This is a genomic window from Micromonospora parastrephiae (genome assembly GCF_016802865.1).
GTDB classification, from domain to species: Bacteria; Actinomycetota; Actinomycetes; order Mycobacteriales; family Micromonosporaceae; genus Micromonospora; species Micromonospora parastrephiae.
Genome location: NZ_JAEVHM010000001.1, coordinates 116998 through 132578 on the forward strand (window position 1 = coordinate 116998; position 15581 = coordinate 132578).

The window sequence follows — 15581 nt, forward strand, 5'->3', positions numbered from 1 at the left end:
TCGCCCCACAACAAGCTGCAGGTCGGTTCACAAGCGCCTCCGGCGGGGGCGCTCGGGCTCCGGGATGATCGACCGGAAGTTGCAGGTTCACGGGGGAGGGACGGTCGTCCCGCCCACCATCGACCCAAGGCAAGCCGAGCAGGTCAGGGGCAGGGTGGCAAGGTCGTTCGTCCGGCGGGGCGCTCCACCTTGCCACCCTGCCCCTGACCTGCTCCACAGGTGTTGGGTCGACGGCAGACGGGACGACAGCCGGACGTAGGTGCGAAGCCCCAGCACAGTAGCGCCCCTTATCTCAAGAAGCACCTTGGCCATCATCATACCCATTCCCGGTTCAATGCTGTATGATTATAGCATCAGGTCCACATGGCCCACGTTCGCACGAGAAGAAAGGCCTCGCCACATGGACGCCAACGACGTTGACCGCGACCCTTACATCCGATGGGACGACACCTGGCAGAAGAACATGACCCGCTGCATCGCCTGCGGGTTTGAATGGTTCTTCCACGTTCCCGAACGCCGCTGGCCACACCTGTGCGTGGACTGCGCCGATGCCGCAGCCCGCTACCCGGACAACCTCCTGCACTCGGCCGCAATCGCCTACGACCAGGGCCCCCGCCAGGTACACGCCGACGCCGCCGCGGTCTATCGCGACCCAAGCACCGGCCGGCAGGGTTTCTGCGTCACGGACGGCATCGGCGACGACTACGAGCCGGCCACCGCGGCTTACACGGCCGCATGGTCGGCGGCGGCTGCGGCCGCGACGGGTGGAGCCGCCGCCGGCCTGCACGCCGCCCGCGCCATCTGGCACCGCCACTACGACCACGCCCCGGCAGGCCAGGAGGGCAACGCAGTTGCCGTCGTCGCCGCCCCGATCGACACCGCCAACGGCGGAGGCTACGACATCGCCTGGTGCGGAGACGCCCGCGCGTACACCTACGAGGCCGCCACACTGACGCAGATCACCACCGACCACACCGAAGCGCAGCACATGCGCGACACCGGCATGCCCGCCGAATGGATCGGCCCGCGCGCAGAGAACACCATCCGCGCCTCGGTCGGGCGGGGCGAGATCGCCAGCGTCCGCGTCCTCGGCCCGATCGGCCGGCTACTGCTGTGCAGCGACGGCGTGCACCGTCAACTCTCCCCCGACGCGATGACGCGAATTCTGCGCGTGCACGCGAGCCCCCGCAGCGCCGCCACCCGCCTGATACGGGCCGCGCGCCAGGCCGGCAGCACCGACAACGCGACCGCCCTCGTGATCGACCTGCCCGCGAGCGCGAACAGCCGCTACCACCGCCCCGATGCCGACTCGCGCCAACCTAGCTAGTGCTGTATGATTATAGGTGAGAACTCCCTGCGACCTTAGCAGGGTGCAATTCAAGAGAGCGAACAGAACGACAGCCCGAAACGCTCACACCAGGAACCCCCAACCGGAGAGGACCCGACGCGAGATGACCAAGGACGCAGGCACGACCACCATGGAGCGCAAGACGGCCGTCGAGGAACTGCACCTGTTCCACTACCTGACCCACAGCCTGCTCGTGACCATCCAGATTGTCGCCGCCGATACCTGTCCCGAAGGGATCGACCACACCCACACGCCGGACGGGCAGCACCTGTACCGCCGCACCGAAATGTTCACCGTCCGCGACGACGCCGAGCGTCGCGTCTCGCAGCACCTCGGCGACTTCGTCGACGACCGGACCATCTTCGACGCCGTGACGCTCGTCCGCCACGAGACGGAGCCCAGCGGACGCCCCTACGCCGTGAAGATCGACGCCACCAATGGCGCGGACGGCAACCCCCGGCGCGGCTGGATGATCTACACACCCGCTGGCCGGTACCTCGGTTTCATCACCGAGACCACCGAGGACCGCGCCGGACGAAACCCGCTCGCGGCAGCCGGCGAGGCCCTGGAATTGTGCACCGTGCCCGCCACCGCCCGGTTTTACCAGACCTGCTTGCAGGAGCAGTACCCGCACGCCGGCTGACCAGCCTCCACCCCGGAGGCAGGTCAGCAAAGGGGCCGTTAGGCCCGGTTTGCTAGTAGGGCTCAATTGCATTCGAGCGCGACGGGACGCAGATTCGATCGCTCGCCCAGAACCCCACAGGGAGAGGCGCCAGCGACGCCGCTCGCGGCCCAATCCGCGTCCGCCGCGCCGCCGAGCGGCGCAGCCTGAATGCCTCGTCGCGTCGGCTTGGACCCCGACCGCCGACGAGGCCAGCCCACCCATCCCACACAGAAAGGGCAGCCCATGACGCTGACCAGCGACAGTCACCCGATCGACATCCCCGCGCGCTACCTGCGCATGCAGCTCGAAGCCGTGCCCGCCACACCCGCCGGAGGATGGGAGACGGGAGCCACCGAGCACGCCCGGAACCTTGCCGTCAGCCTGTGCGACGTTTTGAACGGCGCGACCTGGCAGGCAATCACCCGGTACCGCTAGGAGCCCCACCCCTTGGTAGAGCAGCGCTTTGACACCTTCGTCATGATCGACGGACGCCGCCTGGTCGCGGTGTCGCACCGGTGCCCACCCGGCACCGTGCGCGATCTATGGAACGTCCGCGTGAACGGGCGCGCGATCGGGCATCGGACGTTCCCCCACGAGGTACCGCACTCCGTCGAGGTCATCAGCCGCAGCGTCTGGCGACACCTGCACGGCATTGCCGTCGATGACTGCGACACTCCCGGCTGCCACGGCACCGCCACCATGGCCACCTGGGGCCACCAGTCGTGGTGCCACACCTGCGCAAAACGGTTCGCCCTCACCGGACAGTGAGCCTGACGACCACATCGGCCGCCCCACCACGACCCCGACCGAAGGCGTTCCATTCTCGACCTGCCCGACTTCCGGCGGCACGACGCACACGGCAATGGCATGAACCCGGCGGAGACCCTGCGCACCGCCGGGGACGCGAGCATCTGAACCATCGTTGCGCCATCCCCGCTTAGTAGGGTACAATTAAATGGTTGGAGCGAGGGACGGCAACCCGAACTCCGACCAGGAACCCACCGACCGACGAGAAGGAGCACGGCATGACCAGCATCGAGCGCGTCCGGATCCTGCACGGCCACACCAGCCCCGACACCGCCTACCAGGTCGACGACTACCCCTACAGCTACACGCTGCGCTGCACGATCCGCTACTGGATCGAGACGGCGACCAAGGGCGCCAAGAAGGGTGAGCAGCGATTCATGTCGCAGACCACCAACCCGAAGCGTCCGGGTGAGCCCTGGAACAAGCCCAAGGGCGACACCTACAACCTGATGCAGGTGATGTACCTCGACGGGAACGAACACGTCCAGACGTGGGGCGTCAGCGCGTACGGCATCTCGCCGGAGGGCGACGCGGTGTTCCGCCTCAAGGGCCTGTATGACCAGCTCACCGACGCGCAGCGCGCCGCGTACGACCAGCTGATCGCGATCGCCAAGCGGTACCCGGACAGCTGGCAGAGCTGGGAGAACAAGGTGACCGCTGTCGCCGAGTACCTGCGCGCAGGCGGGGGCGAGCCTGAGCCGGTCAACGGCGTGTGGATCTCCCCGGACGGCGAGCGGCACCACCTCGGCAGCGAGCGCGACACCGCCGCGTGCCTCGCCATCGCCCGCCAGCGCCTCTCCTCCTGACCCCTCGCGTCGCGCCCGGAGCACCCCGGGCGGCCGACCCCGGCCCGTCGCGGTCGGGGCGGGACCGGAGCGGCACGCGCCGCTGCGGGAGGCCGATCCGACGCGCATCGAGCGCGCCGAATCCGGACGAGGGGCGCTCACGCTCCCCCTCGCCTCCCCCGGCTACCGTGCCCGGCGCCGTCCGCTGCTCACCCCTAACCACCACGCCAGGAACCCATGAGGCCACACACCCCGGCGTCGGCCCCGGCAGCCGCCGAGCGTCGCCTGCCGTTCCGGCGCCCGCCTAGACGCACGGGATGCGCGAAGTACGCCCCACACCAGCGACCACCCGCAGACGAACTCAGCAGCCCGCCGGTAATCGGCCGAGCCCCGAACCATGAACTCCCACCGAAAGGGACACGCCATGCCCACGCCCCCACCCACGCCGCCCGCCAGCGCCCAACCCGACCCAGCAGGCCTGCACGTCGTCCACTACTCCGGGAGCATGAACGACGGCACGAACGCCAAAGTTCCCCCCGCTCGCCTGCCCGACGTCTCGGGTCGCTGGGCCGGCGCCACCGATGCCGAGCAAAAGATGCTAGTCGGACAGGCACACGCCGAGGCCATCGACGAGGACGGCGACCGCAACGCCCGCGAGTTCGACCGGGTCCAGTACGTCTACAACGAGGCGGTGGGCTACCGCGGCGAGGTTGCTGAACACGTCGACGCGCGCACGGTCAGCGTGGTCTTCTCGTTCCCCGCAGACGGCGTTGGCCGCTCAATGCCGATTCGCGACGAAGCAGGCCGCATCCGCATCTGCGAAACGGACGGCAACCGCGTCGGGTGGGCACGGCTGACCGAGTTCGAGTGGACCGACACACTGCCGTGAAATACATCGCTGGCTGCGACACTAGATAGCCGACTGTCTCACCGAATCCCGCGCGGTCGAATGTTCTCCTCTCCCGGCCGCCGGCTCTTTGATCAGCGCCGCCGAGGCGTACCGGCAGCTCGGCCATCCCGTTGGAGGTGACCAGTCCCAACCGAAGCCGGCCGGCCTGACCGCGACACAGCCCCTACCCCTGCCACCAGCACACGCCCAACCGCTACCATCGAAAACTCCTCGACCGGATCCTTCCGCGTCGGGGGTTCCTGAGGACGGCCGGGGCTTTGCCGGCCCTCGGCCGCAAGGCCAAGGGTTTAGCCCCGGCCATCCGCGGTATCGGGGCCGACCCCGCGAACGGGGGCACGATGGAGATCCGCACCGTCAACGGACACCGCGCCACCGACCGCGCGGGCGCCGCCGAGGTGCTGGGCCTCTCCACCCAGACCATCGGCCTGTACGCCTCGCCCAAACAACGACCCACCACCGGTTTCCCCGCACCCATCGAAACCGAGGATCGGCGCGACTGGTACACCCTCGACGACCTCGACGCCTACGCCGAAACCCAGCACCAACGCGCCACCTCACCCCGCCGGGCCCCCGCCTGGCTACGCGATGGCCACCCCGACGAGCTGCTTGCCGCCACCACCTTCCGCGCGGCCGCCAAGGTCTCGCAGGGCACCTGGAAGCGATACGTCCAGCTCTCCCGACCGGACTGGGACGCCGGCACCGACGGCTACCTACCCAAGCCCGACGACGAAGAGGACTACCGCGGCACCGGCAAGCTGTACTCCTGGACCCGCCACCGCATGATCCACTGGCTCGACAACCGCACCGGCGAACGCCACGGCGCCGGCCGTAAACCCGGCCCTACCCCCACCGTCGACGACGCAATCGCCGCCATCCACGCCGCAGACACCAAGATGACCGGCGCGACACTCGCCCAAGCCCTCGGCGTCAACCTCCGGTCAGCGCAGCGGCTCCTACGGCTGGCCCGCGAACGCCTCGCCGCCACACAACGCTAGCCGGCCAGGCCAGGCGAAGCCACGACCCGGTCGAGCTCTCCCCCTGGCCCTCCAACCTGGCGCCACATCCACACCCGCACGGCACCAGGAACAGTGCGCATCACATCACGCACGCGCCGGCAGCACTGGCAACGCGACGGCCTCCGCGATCGGCCTCCCCGCAAGCGCGAACAACCGATACGAACGCCCAGTCGCCGATTCGCAACCACACCCCAAATAGTGTATGATTAGAGTGTAAGCAGTTAGCGCGCAGCGACCTGAACGGAGACCCCTCCACCCATCCGCAACGACCAGACGACCGCATGACAGAAGACCGTTTCAGCTACCGGCCGCACGCACGCAGCGCCGACCGCAGCGAGGGCGCGGACCCTCTCCGCAGCCGACGCAGCACCTGCCCGCGCCCGACAGTGCGTGCCGGTCGAGCTGCCGCTCAGCCGCGGAGCTGGCACCGGACAGGTATGCGGTCACCGCCGATGTCGAACCAACCGATCCACGTGCCCGACTACGGAGCCGGCCGGACGGGCCAATGAAGATCCACGACCCGCCTTGCAGACCCTTCGCAGTGCTGCATGATTATAGGTCTTCGGCACTGCTAACACCCCCCGCATGGCGGCGATGCCGGACCCCACCAGCGTCGCTCACCCACCTGGCAAAGGACGTGACCGGCCGCCGCCTCTCACCCGCAGTCGCGCATCAGCCACCAGATCACCGAGGTGTTCCCCCTATGACCAGCCAGATCCACGACGATCGTGGCCCCACCCATCAGAGACCCGGCGCGGCCGTCACCGCGATCCGCAAGAACGACCGCATCACGATCCTCGACGCGAACACCGAGTACGCCATCGACATCGGCGTAGTCCACCCGCCGCGCCAAGACGGCACCGTCTACGTCTCCGGACGGAGGTTGAACAGCCGAGGCAAGCCGTACGCCACCTCGGCGATCGGATTGCACCTCGCCGGGCCGGCCGGTGACACCTGGGACTGGTACCACCTGCGTAAGCCCGTCCGGACCGAACGCACCGGCCGCCGCCGGATGATCATGGCCGAGGGCGACGGCAGCGCCGTGTACCGGACTGCTCGGCACTTCAACGCTAGCGCCACGATCACCGTCGCTCCCGACGCGAAGACGCAACCCGACATCTTCCTGCACCCGCGGCTCACGCTCACCGTCCACCCGGACGGCCAGTGGACGGTCGAACGGCGAGACCACGCAGGCGTCGGCGCCGAGCTGGTCATGCTGGCCACCGGTCACGTGGACGGCCCGCGATGATCGACCCCGCTGCTCTGTACCGACACTTCCGGGTCCGCGTGATCGCCACCAGCGCGATCGTGTGGGTGGCCGCGTGGGACACGCGGTACGACAAGACCGGCACGGGAGTGTGGGACTACCGGCCTTCACCGGCCGGTCACTACTTCCTCGCCCGGTCGCCGGTCCACACCCACCCGTGGGGATACCCGCTGCGGCTGGACGAGGTAGACCCCCTGCCCAACGGCAAAGGCATCTACCACCCCGACTCGCTCATGCACTTCTCGTTGAGCCTTGAGCGCAGCTATCCCGGCTCGTTCCGCGAGTTCTTCGAACATCAGGCCCTCACCATGCCCGACCTGGCACGAAAAGTCAGCTGGTACGCCGGGGAACGAATGCCGGAGTACGAGGCGCACATGGAGCGCCGGCTGACGCTCGACGAGCAGCCGGATCCGCGTCAGGCGGTCATCGCCGAGATGGACGCCTGGGCTGAACGCGACGCGCAGATCGCCGAGAGCGTGTTCGGTGGCCACCTACTTCGCGCTGCCGAGATCGACCAGGTGACGCGGGGCATGCCCGTGTTCAGCGGCTGCACCAGCGTCTACCTCGCCGAGTGCTATGGCGACCGCGTCCAGCACGTGATGGGCGTCGGCTGGTTCCTCGACCTGCCCGCCCCTGACGAGCCGGATCCGTGGGGTCCGGTGCTCGACGCGCCACTGCCTGACCAGGACTAACCCCCTGAGCCGTTGCCCGCGCCGCCCGGCGCGGGCAACGGCCCACCCTCGCCGCGCAAGAAGGGACCACCCATCCATGCGATCCATCGCCGACTTCAAACGAGCTGCCACCCCCGGTAGCCGCTGGATGTGCATCAACCGCACCTTTCCGATGGTGTCCGGGCTGCGCACCATCACCGCCGGTAAGACGGTGCTCCACTACGACGCCGTGAAGGCCGACGGGAAGACCGTCCGCAACGGCCGCCTGGAGTGGCCGAAGTCCACCGAGTGCCGTATCGACGGCGACAGCGTCCACTTCCTGCCCGGAGGATCCGACACCGACCGGATCTCGCACACCTGGACGCTGCTGCCCGACGACGCGCCCGCCGAGGCGCTGCGCCCACCGCGCTTCATCGCCGCCCACCCGCTCAACCACGACCACCAGGGCCCGAGCGACACCCCATGGTGCATCTTCGACACCGAACGCGCCCGGGTGGTCAGCACCGCCGGACCGGACGCCGACGGTGACGGTGACGGCGCCTACTTCGCGACCCAAGCCGATGCCGAGACAGCGATTGCGAAGCTCGCCCCGCCGGCTGACCCGGAGGGCACCACGGCCCACGGGTGGGGCGTTACCCCGCCGGCCGGCGATTGGGCGTACGAGGTCGACGACCCGGGGGTGGTTTACGGGGCGGGCCCGTGGCCGTTCCACTGGGAGGGGCGGCTGGCCAGCGTCCGGCTCGCCCCGAACACCGCCTACCAGTCGTGGAGCCACGAATACGTCACCGTGTGGCCCGGTCACGTCGCCGACCAGGCCAGCACGGATCTGAATCTGTACGTCCGGAAACAGGGCATGAACGCGATGATTTGGCGCTGCCACGGTGTCACGTTCGACCTGCTGGCGGGCACCTTCACCGTGCCGGACCGGTGCCCGCCCTCGCTGCGGGGGCAGGCTGAGGCGAAGGCACAGCGGATCCTTGACCTGATCGTCACGGCAAGGGCGGAACGCGACATGTACGTGCGGCCGTGGACTGCCCACGATCGGTACAACGCCGAGCAGGCCGCGCAGAACGGTAAAGAGCCGTGCGGCCGGGAGCGGCGCGAGCAGCCGCTGCCGGTAGCCGACCGCAGCCTCCCGACCGAGGTGCACACGGTGCGGCAGGGCGATGACTTCTGGCAGCGGGTCGGCCCGGACGAGTGGCTGAGCGCTTGCCGCGCCGGAGTGGGGCCGCGGCCGTGCTTCCACCGAGCCGACACCCCCACGATGCTCCTGTTCGGCCCGGCCACCACCGTGCCGAGCTGGCCGGTTGACGAGTTGCAGCGCATCGCCGCTGCGCTGGTCGGACAGCAGGTGACCATCCGTGCAGGAATCCCCGGCACCGGCGGCACGGTGCTGCACGTGCAGCAAGCCGAGGGTGGGTTCCTTTACGGGAAGGTCGAGCGTCCGGCACGCTGGGCGACCGGTTACCCCCTGGTCGCGGTGCACCTGACCGAAACCGGGCTGCTGCCCGACCGGCCACGCCCCGGTATGACCGACCGGGCCGGGCAGCCGATCGCCGTCGGCGACCTGGTCAACGAGTACACCAGCGGCCGGATCGGACCCGAGCCGGCAGGATGGCTCGTCGGCACGGTCCGGGTCGTCGCGGTGAACGAGCCCGAGGGGGTGCTCTTCACCGACCGGTACGCCGGCCGCGGCCTGGCCGAGGCGGTCGCGTTCCCCGCCGACGTCGAGCGCGTCGACCAGGCGGCCGCCGCCAAGTCGCAGGTGCAGATCGTCAGCAACGGCGTCACGGCGCCGCTGGTGCGGATCACGAAGACCGAGGCCCGCAAGCGGTGGGCCGCGAACGATTACGTGGCCGTCACCAACGACCGGTACGACGACGGGCACCCCGGTTTCGCGATGCTGCCCAGCGCGATGCTGGAGGACTTCCCGACGTTCGACGCGATGGTCGCCGCGTCCGTCGACGGGCGCCGCCCGTCGGCGCTGCACTTCTCGAAGCCCGACCCGGCCGTGCTCGACGGGGACGGCCTGGCGCTTGAAGCGAAGCGGGTCGTCCGGCAGTTCCAGCGGTACACCTCGGAGCAACGTGCGGACCGTGCAGCCTCGCGCGGGCTCGGGCACCGGCAGAAGGCGGCGCTCGGGGAGTGGTTCTACACGCACCCCGACCTGCCCGGCCTGGCGTTCGACAGCCGCAAGCGGGCCGCCGAGATCGCCCACAAGAAGAAGCTCGGCCAGCAGCCGGCAACGGGCGTGCAGGTGGTGTCCGGGCCGCACGCGCCCTCACCGACGGTTCGGCACTGCGACGTCGGCGGTGAGGCGTTGCCCGGCAACGCGCGGTGGTGGCTCGTGACGGCACCCGGCCGGGGATGGGAAGCCAACCACGGCGCTTCCTGCGCCACCCACATCAGCCTGACCGACGCAGCGTCCGCCGCCGAACCCGCGGCACGCAGCCCTCACGGCGACGCCGCAGCCGCCGCCGCAGCCGGACAGGCGGCCGACGACGAAATGCAGGACCCGCGGGGGCAGCTGCTCGACCAGATGGCGCTGGACCTACCCGCCCAGAGCTGACCCACCCGGGCGCCCGCGCCAAGGCACTGGCACGGGCCGCCCCCAGCACCACCGGTTCCCCACTTGATCGGAAGGACGCACCGTGCAGCGCAGTAAGTACCCGGTCCCGCCGACCACCGACGACTACCTCGTGCCCCGAGACACTGACCCCGACCTGACCGAGTGCGACGGGATCGTCGCCAACCATTCTGGCGGCAAAGATGGGCTGGCCACCGTCATCGTCACCGCAGCCCGGGCCAAGGCCGCCGGGGTGCTGGACCGCGTGGTCGTCCAGTACAACGACCTCGGCCGGGTGGTGTGGCCCAGCACCCGACAGGCCGACGCGGAACTCGCCGCCGCCGGCGTCACGCCGTGGCTTGTCGACGCGTTCGGGGACCGACCCGGCTGCCGGGACCTCGCCAAGGCGCACGCCGAGCACTTCGGGCTCCGGTTCGAGGTGCGCAGCAAGGACGGCCACGACCTGCTCGACGAGGTACAGCGGCGCGGGCAGTTCCCCGACGCGGCGCGCCGCTGGTGCACGGCGCGGCAGAAGCGCGAGCCGGGGCAGAAGTTCCTCACCGAGCTGACCCGCGAGCTGAACCTGGACCGGCCCGCGCGGATCCTCTACGTCTTCGGATTCCGTGCGCAGGAGTCGCCGAGCAGGGCGAAGAGGATCCCGTACGCGCTCAACACCGCGGCGTCGAACAAGACCCGCCGGCACGTCTGGGACTGGTACCCGGTGCACCACTGGACCGAAGAACAGGTGTGGGCGCAGATCCGGGAGTCCGGGCTGCCCTGGGCGTGGCCGTACGACGCCGGCATGAGCCGCCTGTCCTGTTCGCTGTGCGTACTCGGCTCGAAGAAGGACCTCCTCACCGCCGTACGGCTGCGCCCGGGGCTGGCTCGCGAGTACGCCCGGGTCGAGGCGGAGACCGGACACTCGTTCCAGCAGGCGCGCACAATCGCGTCGGTGCTCGCCGAAGCCGGGGTGAGCCGATGACGCAGCTCGCCCTCCTCGGTCGGGACATGCTGCCCGAGGCCCCTACGTTGTCGCCCTGGTGCTTGCGCTCCGAGATCGGGCACCGTCAGAAGTGGCAGCTCGCCCGCCCGGGTGAAGAGTTCGACGCCAGCAATTACACCGTCGAGCGGATCAAACGCGACGTCGCCGCCGGCTTTGTGATTCCCCGGCACTACGCCGGCTCCCACGTTGTCTGCTGGCAATCCTTCGGCCTCTACCGCGCCCACAAGCTGGTCGGGGTGGCGTCGTACTGCGTGACGAGCAAGAAGGCGCTGACCCACGCGTTCCCTGAACTCGAACCCGGCGATGAGGCGTTGGAGCTGGGCAGGCTGGTGGTGGCGGACCCCGAGCCCGGGAACACGGAAACCTGGTTCCTCGCCCGCTGCGAGGAGATGTTGCTCGCCTCCGGCGTGCACGCGGTCCTGTCGTTCGCCGACCCGGTGCCGCGCCTCGACGCCGACGGCGTGATCAAATTCAAGAGCCACGTCGGGTTCGTGTACCAGGGCGGCAACTTCTTCATCGCCGGCCGCAGCGCCAGACGCACACTCTGGCTCCTGCCCAACGGCACGGTCCTCAACGGGATCACAATGCAGAAGATCCGCCAGCAGGACGCGGGCCACGAGGCCGCCGAGAAATTACTCATCTCGCTCGGGGCGCAGCCGATCCGGGCCGGACAGGATCCCGCCGCATGGCTGCGCGAAGTCCGCGACGACCCGGCAGCCGGGATTCGACTACTGCGCCACGGCGGTTGCCACCGCTACGTCAAACCGCTCGGCCGCACGAAGCGCGACCGCAAGCAGATCAAGATCAATCGGAAGTTGCGCCCGGACTGGGCCAAGCTCGCCAAGAACGCTCCACTGCCGTTCGGCCCCTACCCCAAGCAGCCCGACGCGCTTGCACTGGCGGCATGAGCGCCCCGCGCGCCGGGGCGGACACGCCCCGCACCACAGACGCAGGTGCGGTCGGTGGATCACGTCGACGCCACGCCACGCGGGTCGGGCAGGGGGCACCCGCACTTCACACCGCCGCTCCAATGCTGTATGATTGTAGTAGAACGGCGAGGTTGGCAGCCCTCGCCCTCCACCAACAACCTGGAGGTCCCACGACCATGCTGTCCGCGGCAACCGCGCGCGCCATCGGCGAAGCCCTCATCGACACCGAACGCGCAGCCGAACAAGCCGGATGGGACGCCCCGCCCCAGTTGCTCGCCATGTTCATCCGACCCGGCACCACCATCGAGATCGCCCCAGTCCCCCTGCACCCGGCGACCTGGCGCGACAGCAACCCCGCACAGACCGGCCCGTACATCCCGGCCACCGCCATCCTGGACGCGCTCACCGCCTACTTCACCGCCACCCGGACGCCGGACTGGCTGCGCACGTGGCTGCGCGACGAAGGCCGGACGCCCGTCGGCTTCGCGTTCCTCTGCGAGGGATGGTCAAGCCCCCGCACCGCCGGCTACCGCCACGGCGGGATCCGACTGTTCCCGTACTACGAGGACGACATGGTGCGAAGCCTGAGCGCGTTCGACACCGACGGCCGCTACTACCACGTGCTTCGACGGCGGGGGGCCGATACCGCGTCGGCGAGCACCGACGACGACCCGGCGCCGCTGATCCGGCAGACCATGCTCGGATCCTGCCTCTACCGACTGCGGCACCTCGCCTTGCCCGCGTAGCCGACGCCCGACAGCACGGACCGCCCGTGCCCCGTCCACCGCCTCCGCCGAGGGACGGGGCCGGCCGGAGCCCTCCAACCAGTGGGCCGCGCCAGCCCTGAGACGACGCGGCCACGGCTCACACAGAACGGCAGCGCACCATGTCCGACAACAAAGTCTGGAGCGCCGCCTACGGCGCGCCCGTCGTCTACGGGCCCGACGATCCGTGGTGGCACGACCAGCAGGGCGACGACGACGAACCGAACCCGAGTCACAGCACCGCGGTGGTGCTCGGAGACATCTGCAACGCCGGCGGCGTCGTCCTGTACGACACCCCCGCCGCTCTTCGCCGCTACCTCCACGACGCCTTGCGACTCATCGACCTGGCAGAGACGACACCACCACCTACCGGGGTCATCAACGGCAGCGACGACCAGCCAACCGTCACCGACAAAGAGCCCCAGCCCTGACGAGCCAGAGGACGCCCCGTGCCTGAGCGCCGGCCCCTGTACCCCGACATCGATCAACGAGACGACTGAATACCCCATCCGAATCCTGCGCGCCGCCGACAACAAAAATCCCGCCGGAATCGTCCTCTTCGAAGGCCTCACCCGCTTCCGACTGACGCCACTACCCCGAGTCCGCAGCATCCCCGGACCCCGGTACGAAGTCACACCACTCGCCTACGACCGTGACCAGGGCTGGCAGTTCCCCACCGACTACCACAACGGCAGCGAAATGATCCACGACTGCCGTGACATCATCTGCATATTCCTCGACCGCTACCGCGACCCGAGCAAGCCGTACGGCCCAGACGGACCCACCGCCCGCGAAGCCCTAGAGATGAGCGTGGACACCTTCCTCCTACAGAACGGACTCAACGGCATCGAGTGGCAATAGCAGCGAGCAGCGCCGCGCCGGCAGACACGGAATCAAGCAGCAGCGTCTTCAGCGCGCAAAACCACAACCCCTGCTATTCCTCGGTTCGTGGTGGTGGCGACCGTTGCTCCCGCGAGCACCGGGCGGTCCGGACGCTCGCTGCGCTCGCCCCGAGTCCGGCCCGCCCTGCCGACTCCGCGTCCAGTCACCCTCGCGCCTCAAGGCCGGCGCAGGGCCAAGACATTGCCGGAGCGGCCTACGGCCGCGCTGCCCTACCCCTTTTCGGCCGCCGGCTGCGCCGGGATTATCGGTATCGAACGTCGGAAGTAAAATCCGCCACGGGCTCAGAAAACATCATGCACAAACCGCATGATCTTTTCCTCGAAACCCCCGCGTCGGATTTGACTGCCGCCGCCCGACACCTGGGCGAGCGAGCTCGCCCCCGGCGGCCAAAAAAGGGGTTGGGCCGTGACGTGACGGAAACGTCCAGGTGATCGCGGCCGGCACGGTCCGCCGAGTGATCTTGACGAAAACCGTCCCAGGGAAATAGGTCCCAAGTGGACAGCTCAACCCTTAATGTTGTATGATTATAGATGTGAGGGAGGGGATAGCAGCCCCCAACCACACAACCAACAACCCCACAACGAAGGGCACCCACCAGTCATGACCACCCTCGCACTCCCGGACGTCAACCAGCAGTTCGCCGCCGAGAGGATCGCGCAGATCAACCGGGCCGCCGACAAGCAGGCCGGCATCGACGCTCAGATCGCTGACGGCAAGCTGCGCAGCCTCGGTAACGGCCGCTACTTGGTCACCGATCCGGATAGCTGGGATAACGGCGAAGTCCTCACCATGAACCAGGGCGAGTTGCTGCCCGAACACGGCCTGGACGAGACCACCGGGCAGGTCGCTCTCTACACCACCACGCCCGCGTGGCACGCGCTCGGCAACGTGGTCCCCGGCGGCACGACCGACATCGACAAGGTGCTCACCCTCGGCGGTATCAACTTCCCCGTCAGCCGCCGCCCCGTGCTCTACCAGGCCAACCCGACCGATCAGCCCCGCATCGTGCCGGACCAGTTCGTCAACATCCGCGAGGACACCAACGCCGCTCTCGGCGTGGTCGGAGCCCGCTACGAGGTGCTCCAGAACCGGCAGGGCTTCGAGTTCCTTCAGGACCTCGTGGACGACTACGACGTCACCTGGGAGTCCGCCGGCGCGCTGCGCGACGGCCGCAAGGTCTTCATCACCATGCGTCTGCCGCAAACCGTCAGCGTCGACGTCGAGGGCATCAACGACACGATCGTGCCGTTCATCGTCGCTCTCAACAGCCACGACGGATCCAGCCTCTTCCAGGTCGTGGCGACCCCGTGGCGGGTCGAGTGCGGCAACACCGAACGATTCTCCGTCCGAGACGCGCTCACCCGTTGGGGCGTCCGCCACACCCGCAACGCCCGCGACCGCATCGAAGAGGCCCGCCGCACCCTGCGCCTGTCGGTCGACTACTTCGACCAGTTCGCCGCGGAAGAGGAATCCCTCGCCCGCACCGATCTCGCCATCGACGAGTTTCACAAGGTGATCGGCGACCTGTGGGCAACCCCCGACGAGGACGCGCCCGTCCGCACGCGCAACAAGCACGCCAAGCGGGTGGAGATCCTGACGGACCTCTACGACACCAACGCCGCCCGCCTGGGCCGCACCGCCTACGCCGCCGAGCGCGCCATCACCGAGTTCGCCGACTGGAAAACCGCCATCCGGCCCACCGGATCCCTGCGCGGCAACAACCTCGCCGCCCGCGCGACCGCCGTCATGGAAGGCAGCGCCGACGAGCTGAAGAGCAAGGCCCACCGCCGCCTGCTCACCCTCACCCACCGCTGACCCCACCGGGGGCGGGCACCGAGCATTCGGCGCCCGCCCCTCGCGGCCCGAGACCGCGTCGGGGCGCATCGAGCACGCCGACCCGGGCTGCCGCGCCCGCACCTCACGGCCGCACCCACGCGCAGGAGGGGAC

16 protein-coding genes are annotated in these 15581 nt (G+C 69.2%); all 16 read left to right on the forward strand.

The window, feature by feature from the left end; genetic code table 11:
- The first annotated feature begins 400 nt into the window (after positions 1-400).
- The 16 genes from JNW91_RS00575 to JNW91_RS00650 all read left to right on the forward strand — a co-directional run bounded on the left by JNW91_RS00575 (position 401) and on the right by JNW91_RS00650 (position 15448).
- Positions 401-1327, forward strand: a complete 927-nt coding sequence (locus JNW91_RS00575; RefSeq protein ID WP_203172968.1) for a PP2C family protein-serine/threonine phosphatase — start codon at positions 401-403, stop codon at positions 1325-1327.
- A 124-nt stretch (positions 1328-1451) separates the two neighbouring features.
- The gene (locus JNW91_RS00580; RefSeq protein ID WP_203172969.1) at positions 1452-1991 is read left to right on the forward strand and encodes a hypothetical protein; all 540 of its coding nucleotides are present in this window, start codon (positions 1452-1454) and stop codon (positions 1989-1991) included.
- 264 nt (positions 1992-2255) lie between these two features.
- Positions 2256-2447 carry a hypothetical protein gene (locus tag JNW91_RS00585; protein ID WP_203172970.1) on the forward strand — a complete coding sequence of 64 codons (192 nt, stop codon included), beginning with the start codon at positions 2256-2258 and terminating at the stop codon, positions 2445-2447.
- 12 nt (positions 2448-2459) lie between these two features.
- A complete protein-coding gene (locus JNW91_RS00590; protein ID WP_203172971.1) occupies positions 2460-2780 on the forward strand; it encodes a hypothetical protein in 321 nt (106 codons plus the stop codon).
- A gap of 257 nt (positions 2781-3037) precedes the next feature.
- Entirely contained in the window at positions 3038-3625 is a 588-nt protein-coding gene (locus tag JNW91_RS00595; RefSeq protein ID WP_203172972.1) for a hypothetical protein, read from the forward strand.
- A 484-nt stretch (positions 3626-4109) separates the two neighbouring features.
- Complete coding sequence (locus JNW91_RS00600; RefSeq protein ID WP_203172973.1) at positions 4110-4493, forward strand: hypothetical protein; 384 nt, start codon at positions 4110-4112, stop codon at positions 4491-4493.
- A 359-nt stretch (positions 4494-4852) separates the two neighbouring features.
- On the forward strand, positions 4853-5509 hold the full coding sequence (locus JNW91_RS00605) for a hypothetical protein (RefSeq protein ID WP_203172974.1): 657 nt from the start codon (positions 4853-4855) through the stop codon (positions 5507-5509).
- Between the two features lie 724 nt (positions 5510-6233).
- On the forward strand, positions 6234-6779 hold the full coding sequence (locus JNW91_RS00610; RefSeq protein WP_203172975.1) for a hypothetical protein: 546 nt from the start codon (positions 6234-6236) through the stop codon (positions 6777-6779).
- The gene (locus JNW91_RS00615) at positions 6776-7489 is read left to right on the forward strand and encodes a hypothetical protein (RefSeq protein ID WP_203172976.1); all 714 of its coding nucleotides are present in this window, start codon (positions 6776-6778) and stop codon (positions 7487-7489) included. Before JNW91_RS00610 ends, JNW91_RS00615 begins: the two co-directional genes overlap by 4 nt.
- A 76-nt stretch (positions 7490-7565) precedes the next feature.
- Positions 7566-10037 (forward strand): hypothetical protein, encoded by a 2472-nt coding sequence (locus JNW91_RS00620; RefSeq protein ID WP_203172977.1) that lies wholly within the window; start codon positions 7566-7568, stop codon positions 10035-10037.
- An 82-nt stretch (positions 10038-10119) separates the two neighbouring features.
- Positions 10120-11016, forward strand: coding sequence for a phosphoadenosine phosphosulfate reductase domain-containing protein (locus JNW91_RS33380; protein ID WP_203172978.1), 897 nt, complete (start codon positions 10120-10122; stop codon positions 11014-11016).
- Positions 11013-11945 (forward strand): Mom family adenine methylcarbamoylation protein, encoded by a 933-nt coding sequence (locus JNW91_RS00630; RefSeq protein WP_203172979.1) that lies wholly within the window; start codon positions 11013-11015, stop codon positions 11943-11945. The genes JNW91_RS33380 and JNW91_RS00630 overlap by 4 nt, the downstream gene beginning before the upstream one ends.
- 197 nt (positions 11946-12142) lie before the next feature.
- On the forward strand, positions 12143-12712 hold the full coding sequence (locus JNW91_RS00635; protein ID WP_203172980.1) for a hypothetical protein: 570 nt from the start codon (positions 12143-12145) through the stop codon (positions 12710-12712).
- A 140-nt stretch (positions 12713-12852) separates the two neighbouring features.
- A complete protein-coding gene (locus JNW91_RS00640; RefSeq protein ID WP_203172981.1) occupies positions 12853-13161 on the forward strand; it encodes a hypothetical protein in 309 nt (102 codons plus the stop codon).
- Positions 13162-13429: 268 nt separating this feature from the next.
- Positions 13430-13591 (forward strand): hypothetical protein, encoded by a 162-nt coding sequence (locus JNW91_RS00645; protein ID WP_203172982.1) that lies wholly within the window; start codon positions 13430-13432, stop codon positions 13589-13591.
- Between the two features lie 642 nt (positions 13592-14233).
- Positions 14234-15448 (forward strand): DUF932 domain-containing protein, encoded by a 1215-nt coding sequence (locus JNW91_RS00650; RefSeq protein WP_203172983.1) that lies wholly within the window; start codon positions 14234-14236, stop codon positions 15446-15448.
- The last annotated feature ends 133 nt before the right edge of the window (positions 15449-15581 follow it).

Bases quoted from the DNA above. Each gene is read 5' to 3' on its own strand.
- JNW91_RS00575 (WP_203172968.1), top strand. From the start codon at position 401: ATGGACGCCAACGACGTTGACCGCGACCCTTACATCCGATGGGACGAC.
- JNW91_RS00580 (WP_203172969.1), top strand. From the start codon at position 1,452: ATGACCAAGGACGCAGGCACGACCACCATGGAGCGCAAGACGGCCGTC.
- JNW91_RS00585 (WP_203172970.1), top strand. From the start codon at position 2,256: ATGACGCTGACCAGCGACAGTCACCCGATCGACATCCCCGCGCGCTAC.
- JNW91_RS00595 (WP_203172972.1), top strand. From the start codon at position 3,038: ATGACCAGCATCGAGCGCGTCCGGATCCTGCACGGCCACACCAGCCCC.
- JNW91_RS00600 (WP_203172973.1), top strand. From the start codon at position 4,110: ATGAACGACGGCACGAACGCCAAAGTTCCCCCCGCTCGCCTGCCCGAC.
- JNW91_RS00605 (WP_203172974.1), top strand. From the start codon at position 4,853: ATGGAGATCCGCACCGTCAACGGACACCGCGCCACCGACCGCGCGGGC.
- JNW91_RS00610 (WP_203172975.1), top strand. From the start codon at position 6,234: ATGACCAGCCAGATCCACGACGATCGTGGCCCCACCCATCAGAGACCC.
- JNW91_RS00615 (WP_203172976.1), top strand. From the start codon at position 6,776: ATGATCGACCCCGCTGCTCTGTACCGACACTTCCGGGTCCGCGTGATC.
- JNW91_RS00620 (WP_203172977.1), top strand. From the start codon at position 7,566: ATGCGATCCATCGCCGACTTCAAACGAGCTGCCACCCCCGGTAGCCGC.
- JNW91_RS00630 (WP_203172979.1), top strand. From the start codon at position 11,013: ATGACGCAGCTCGCCCTCCTCGGTCGGGACATGCTGCCCGAGGCCCCT.
- JNW91_RS00635 (WP_203172980.1), top strand. From the start codon at position 12,143: ATGCTGTCCGCGGCAACCGCGCGCGCCATCGGCGAAGCCCTCATCGAC.
- JNW91_RS00640 (WP_203172981.1), top strand. From the start codon at position 12,853: ATGTCCGACAACAAAGTCTGGAGCGCCGCCTACGGCGCGCCCGTCGTC.
- JNW91_RS00645 (WP_203172982.1), top strand. From the start codon at position 13,430: ATGATCCACGACTGCCGTGACATCATCTGCATATTCCTCGACCGCTAC.
- JNW91_RS00650 (WP_203172983.1), top strand. From the start codon at position 14,234: ATGACCACCCTCGCACTCCCGGACGTCAACCAGCAGTTCGCCGCCGAG.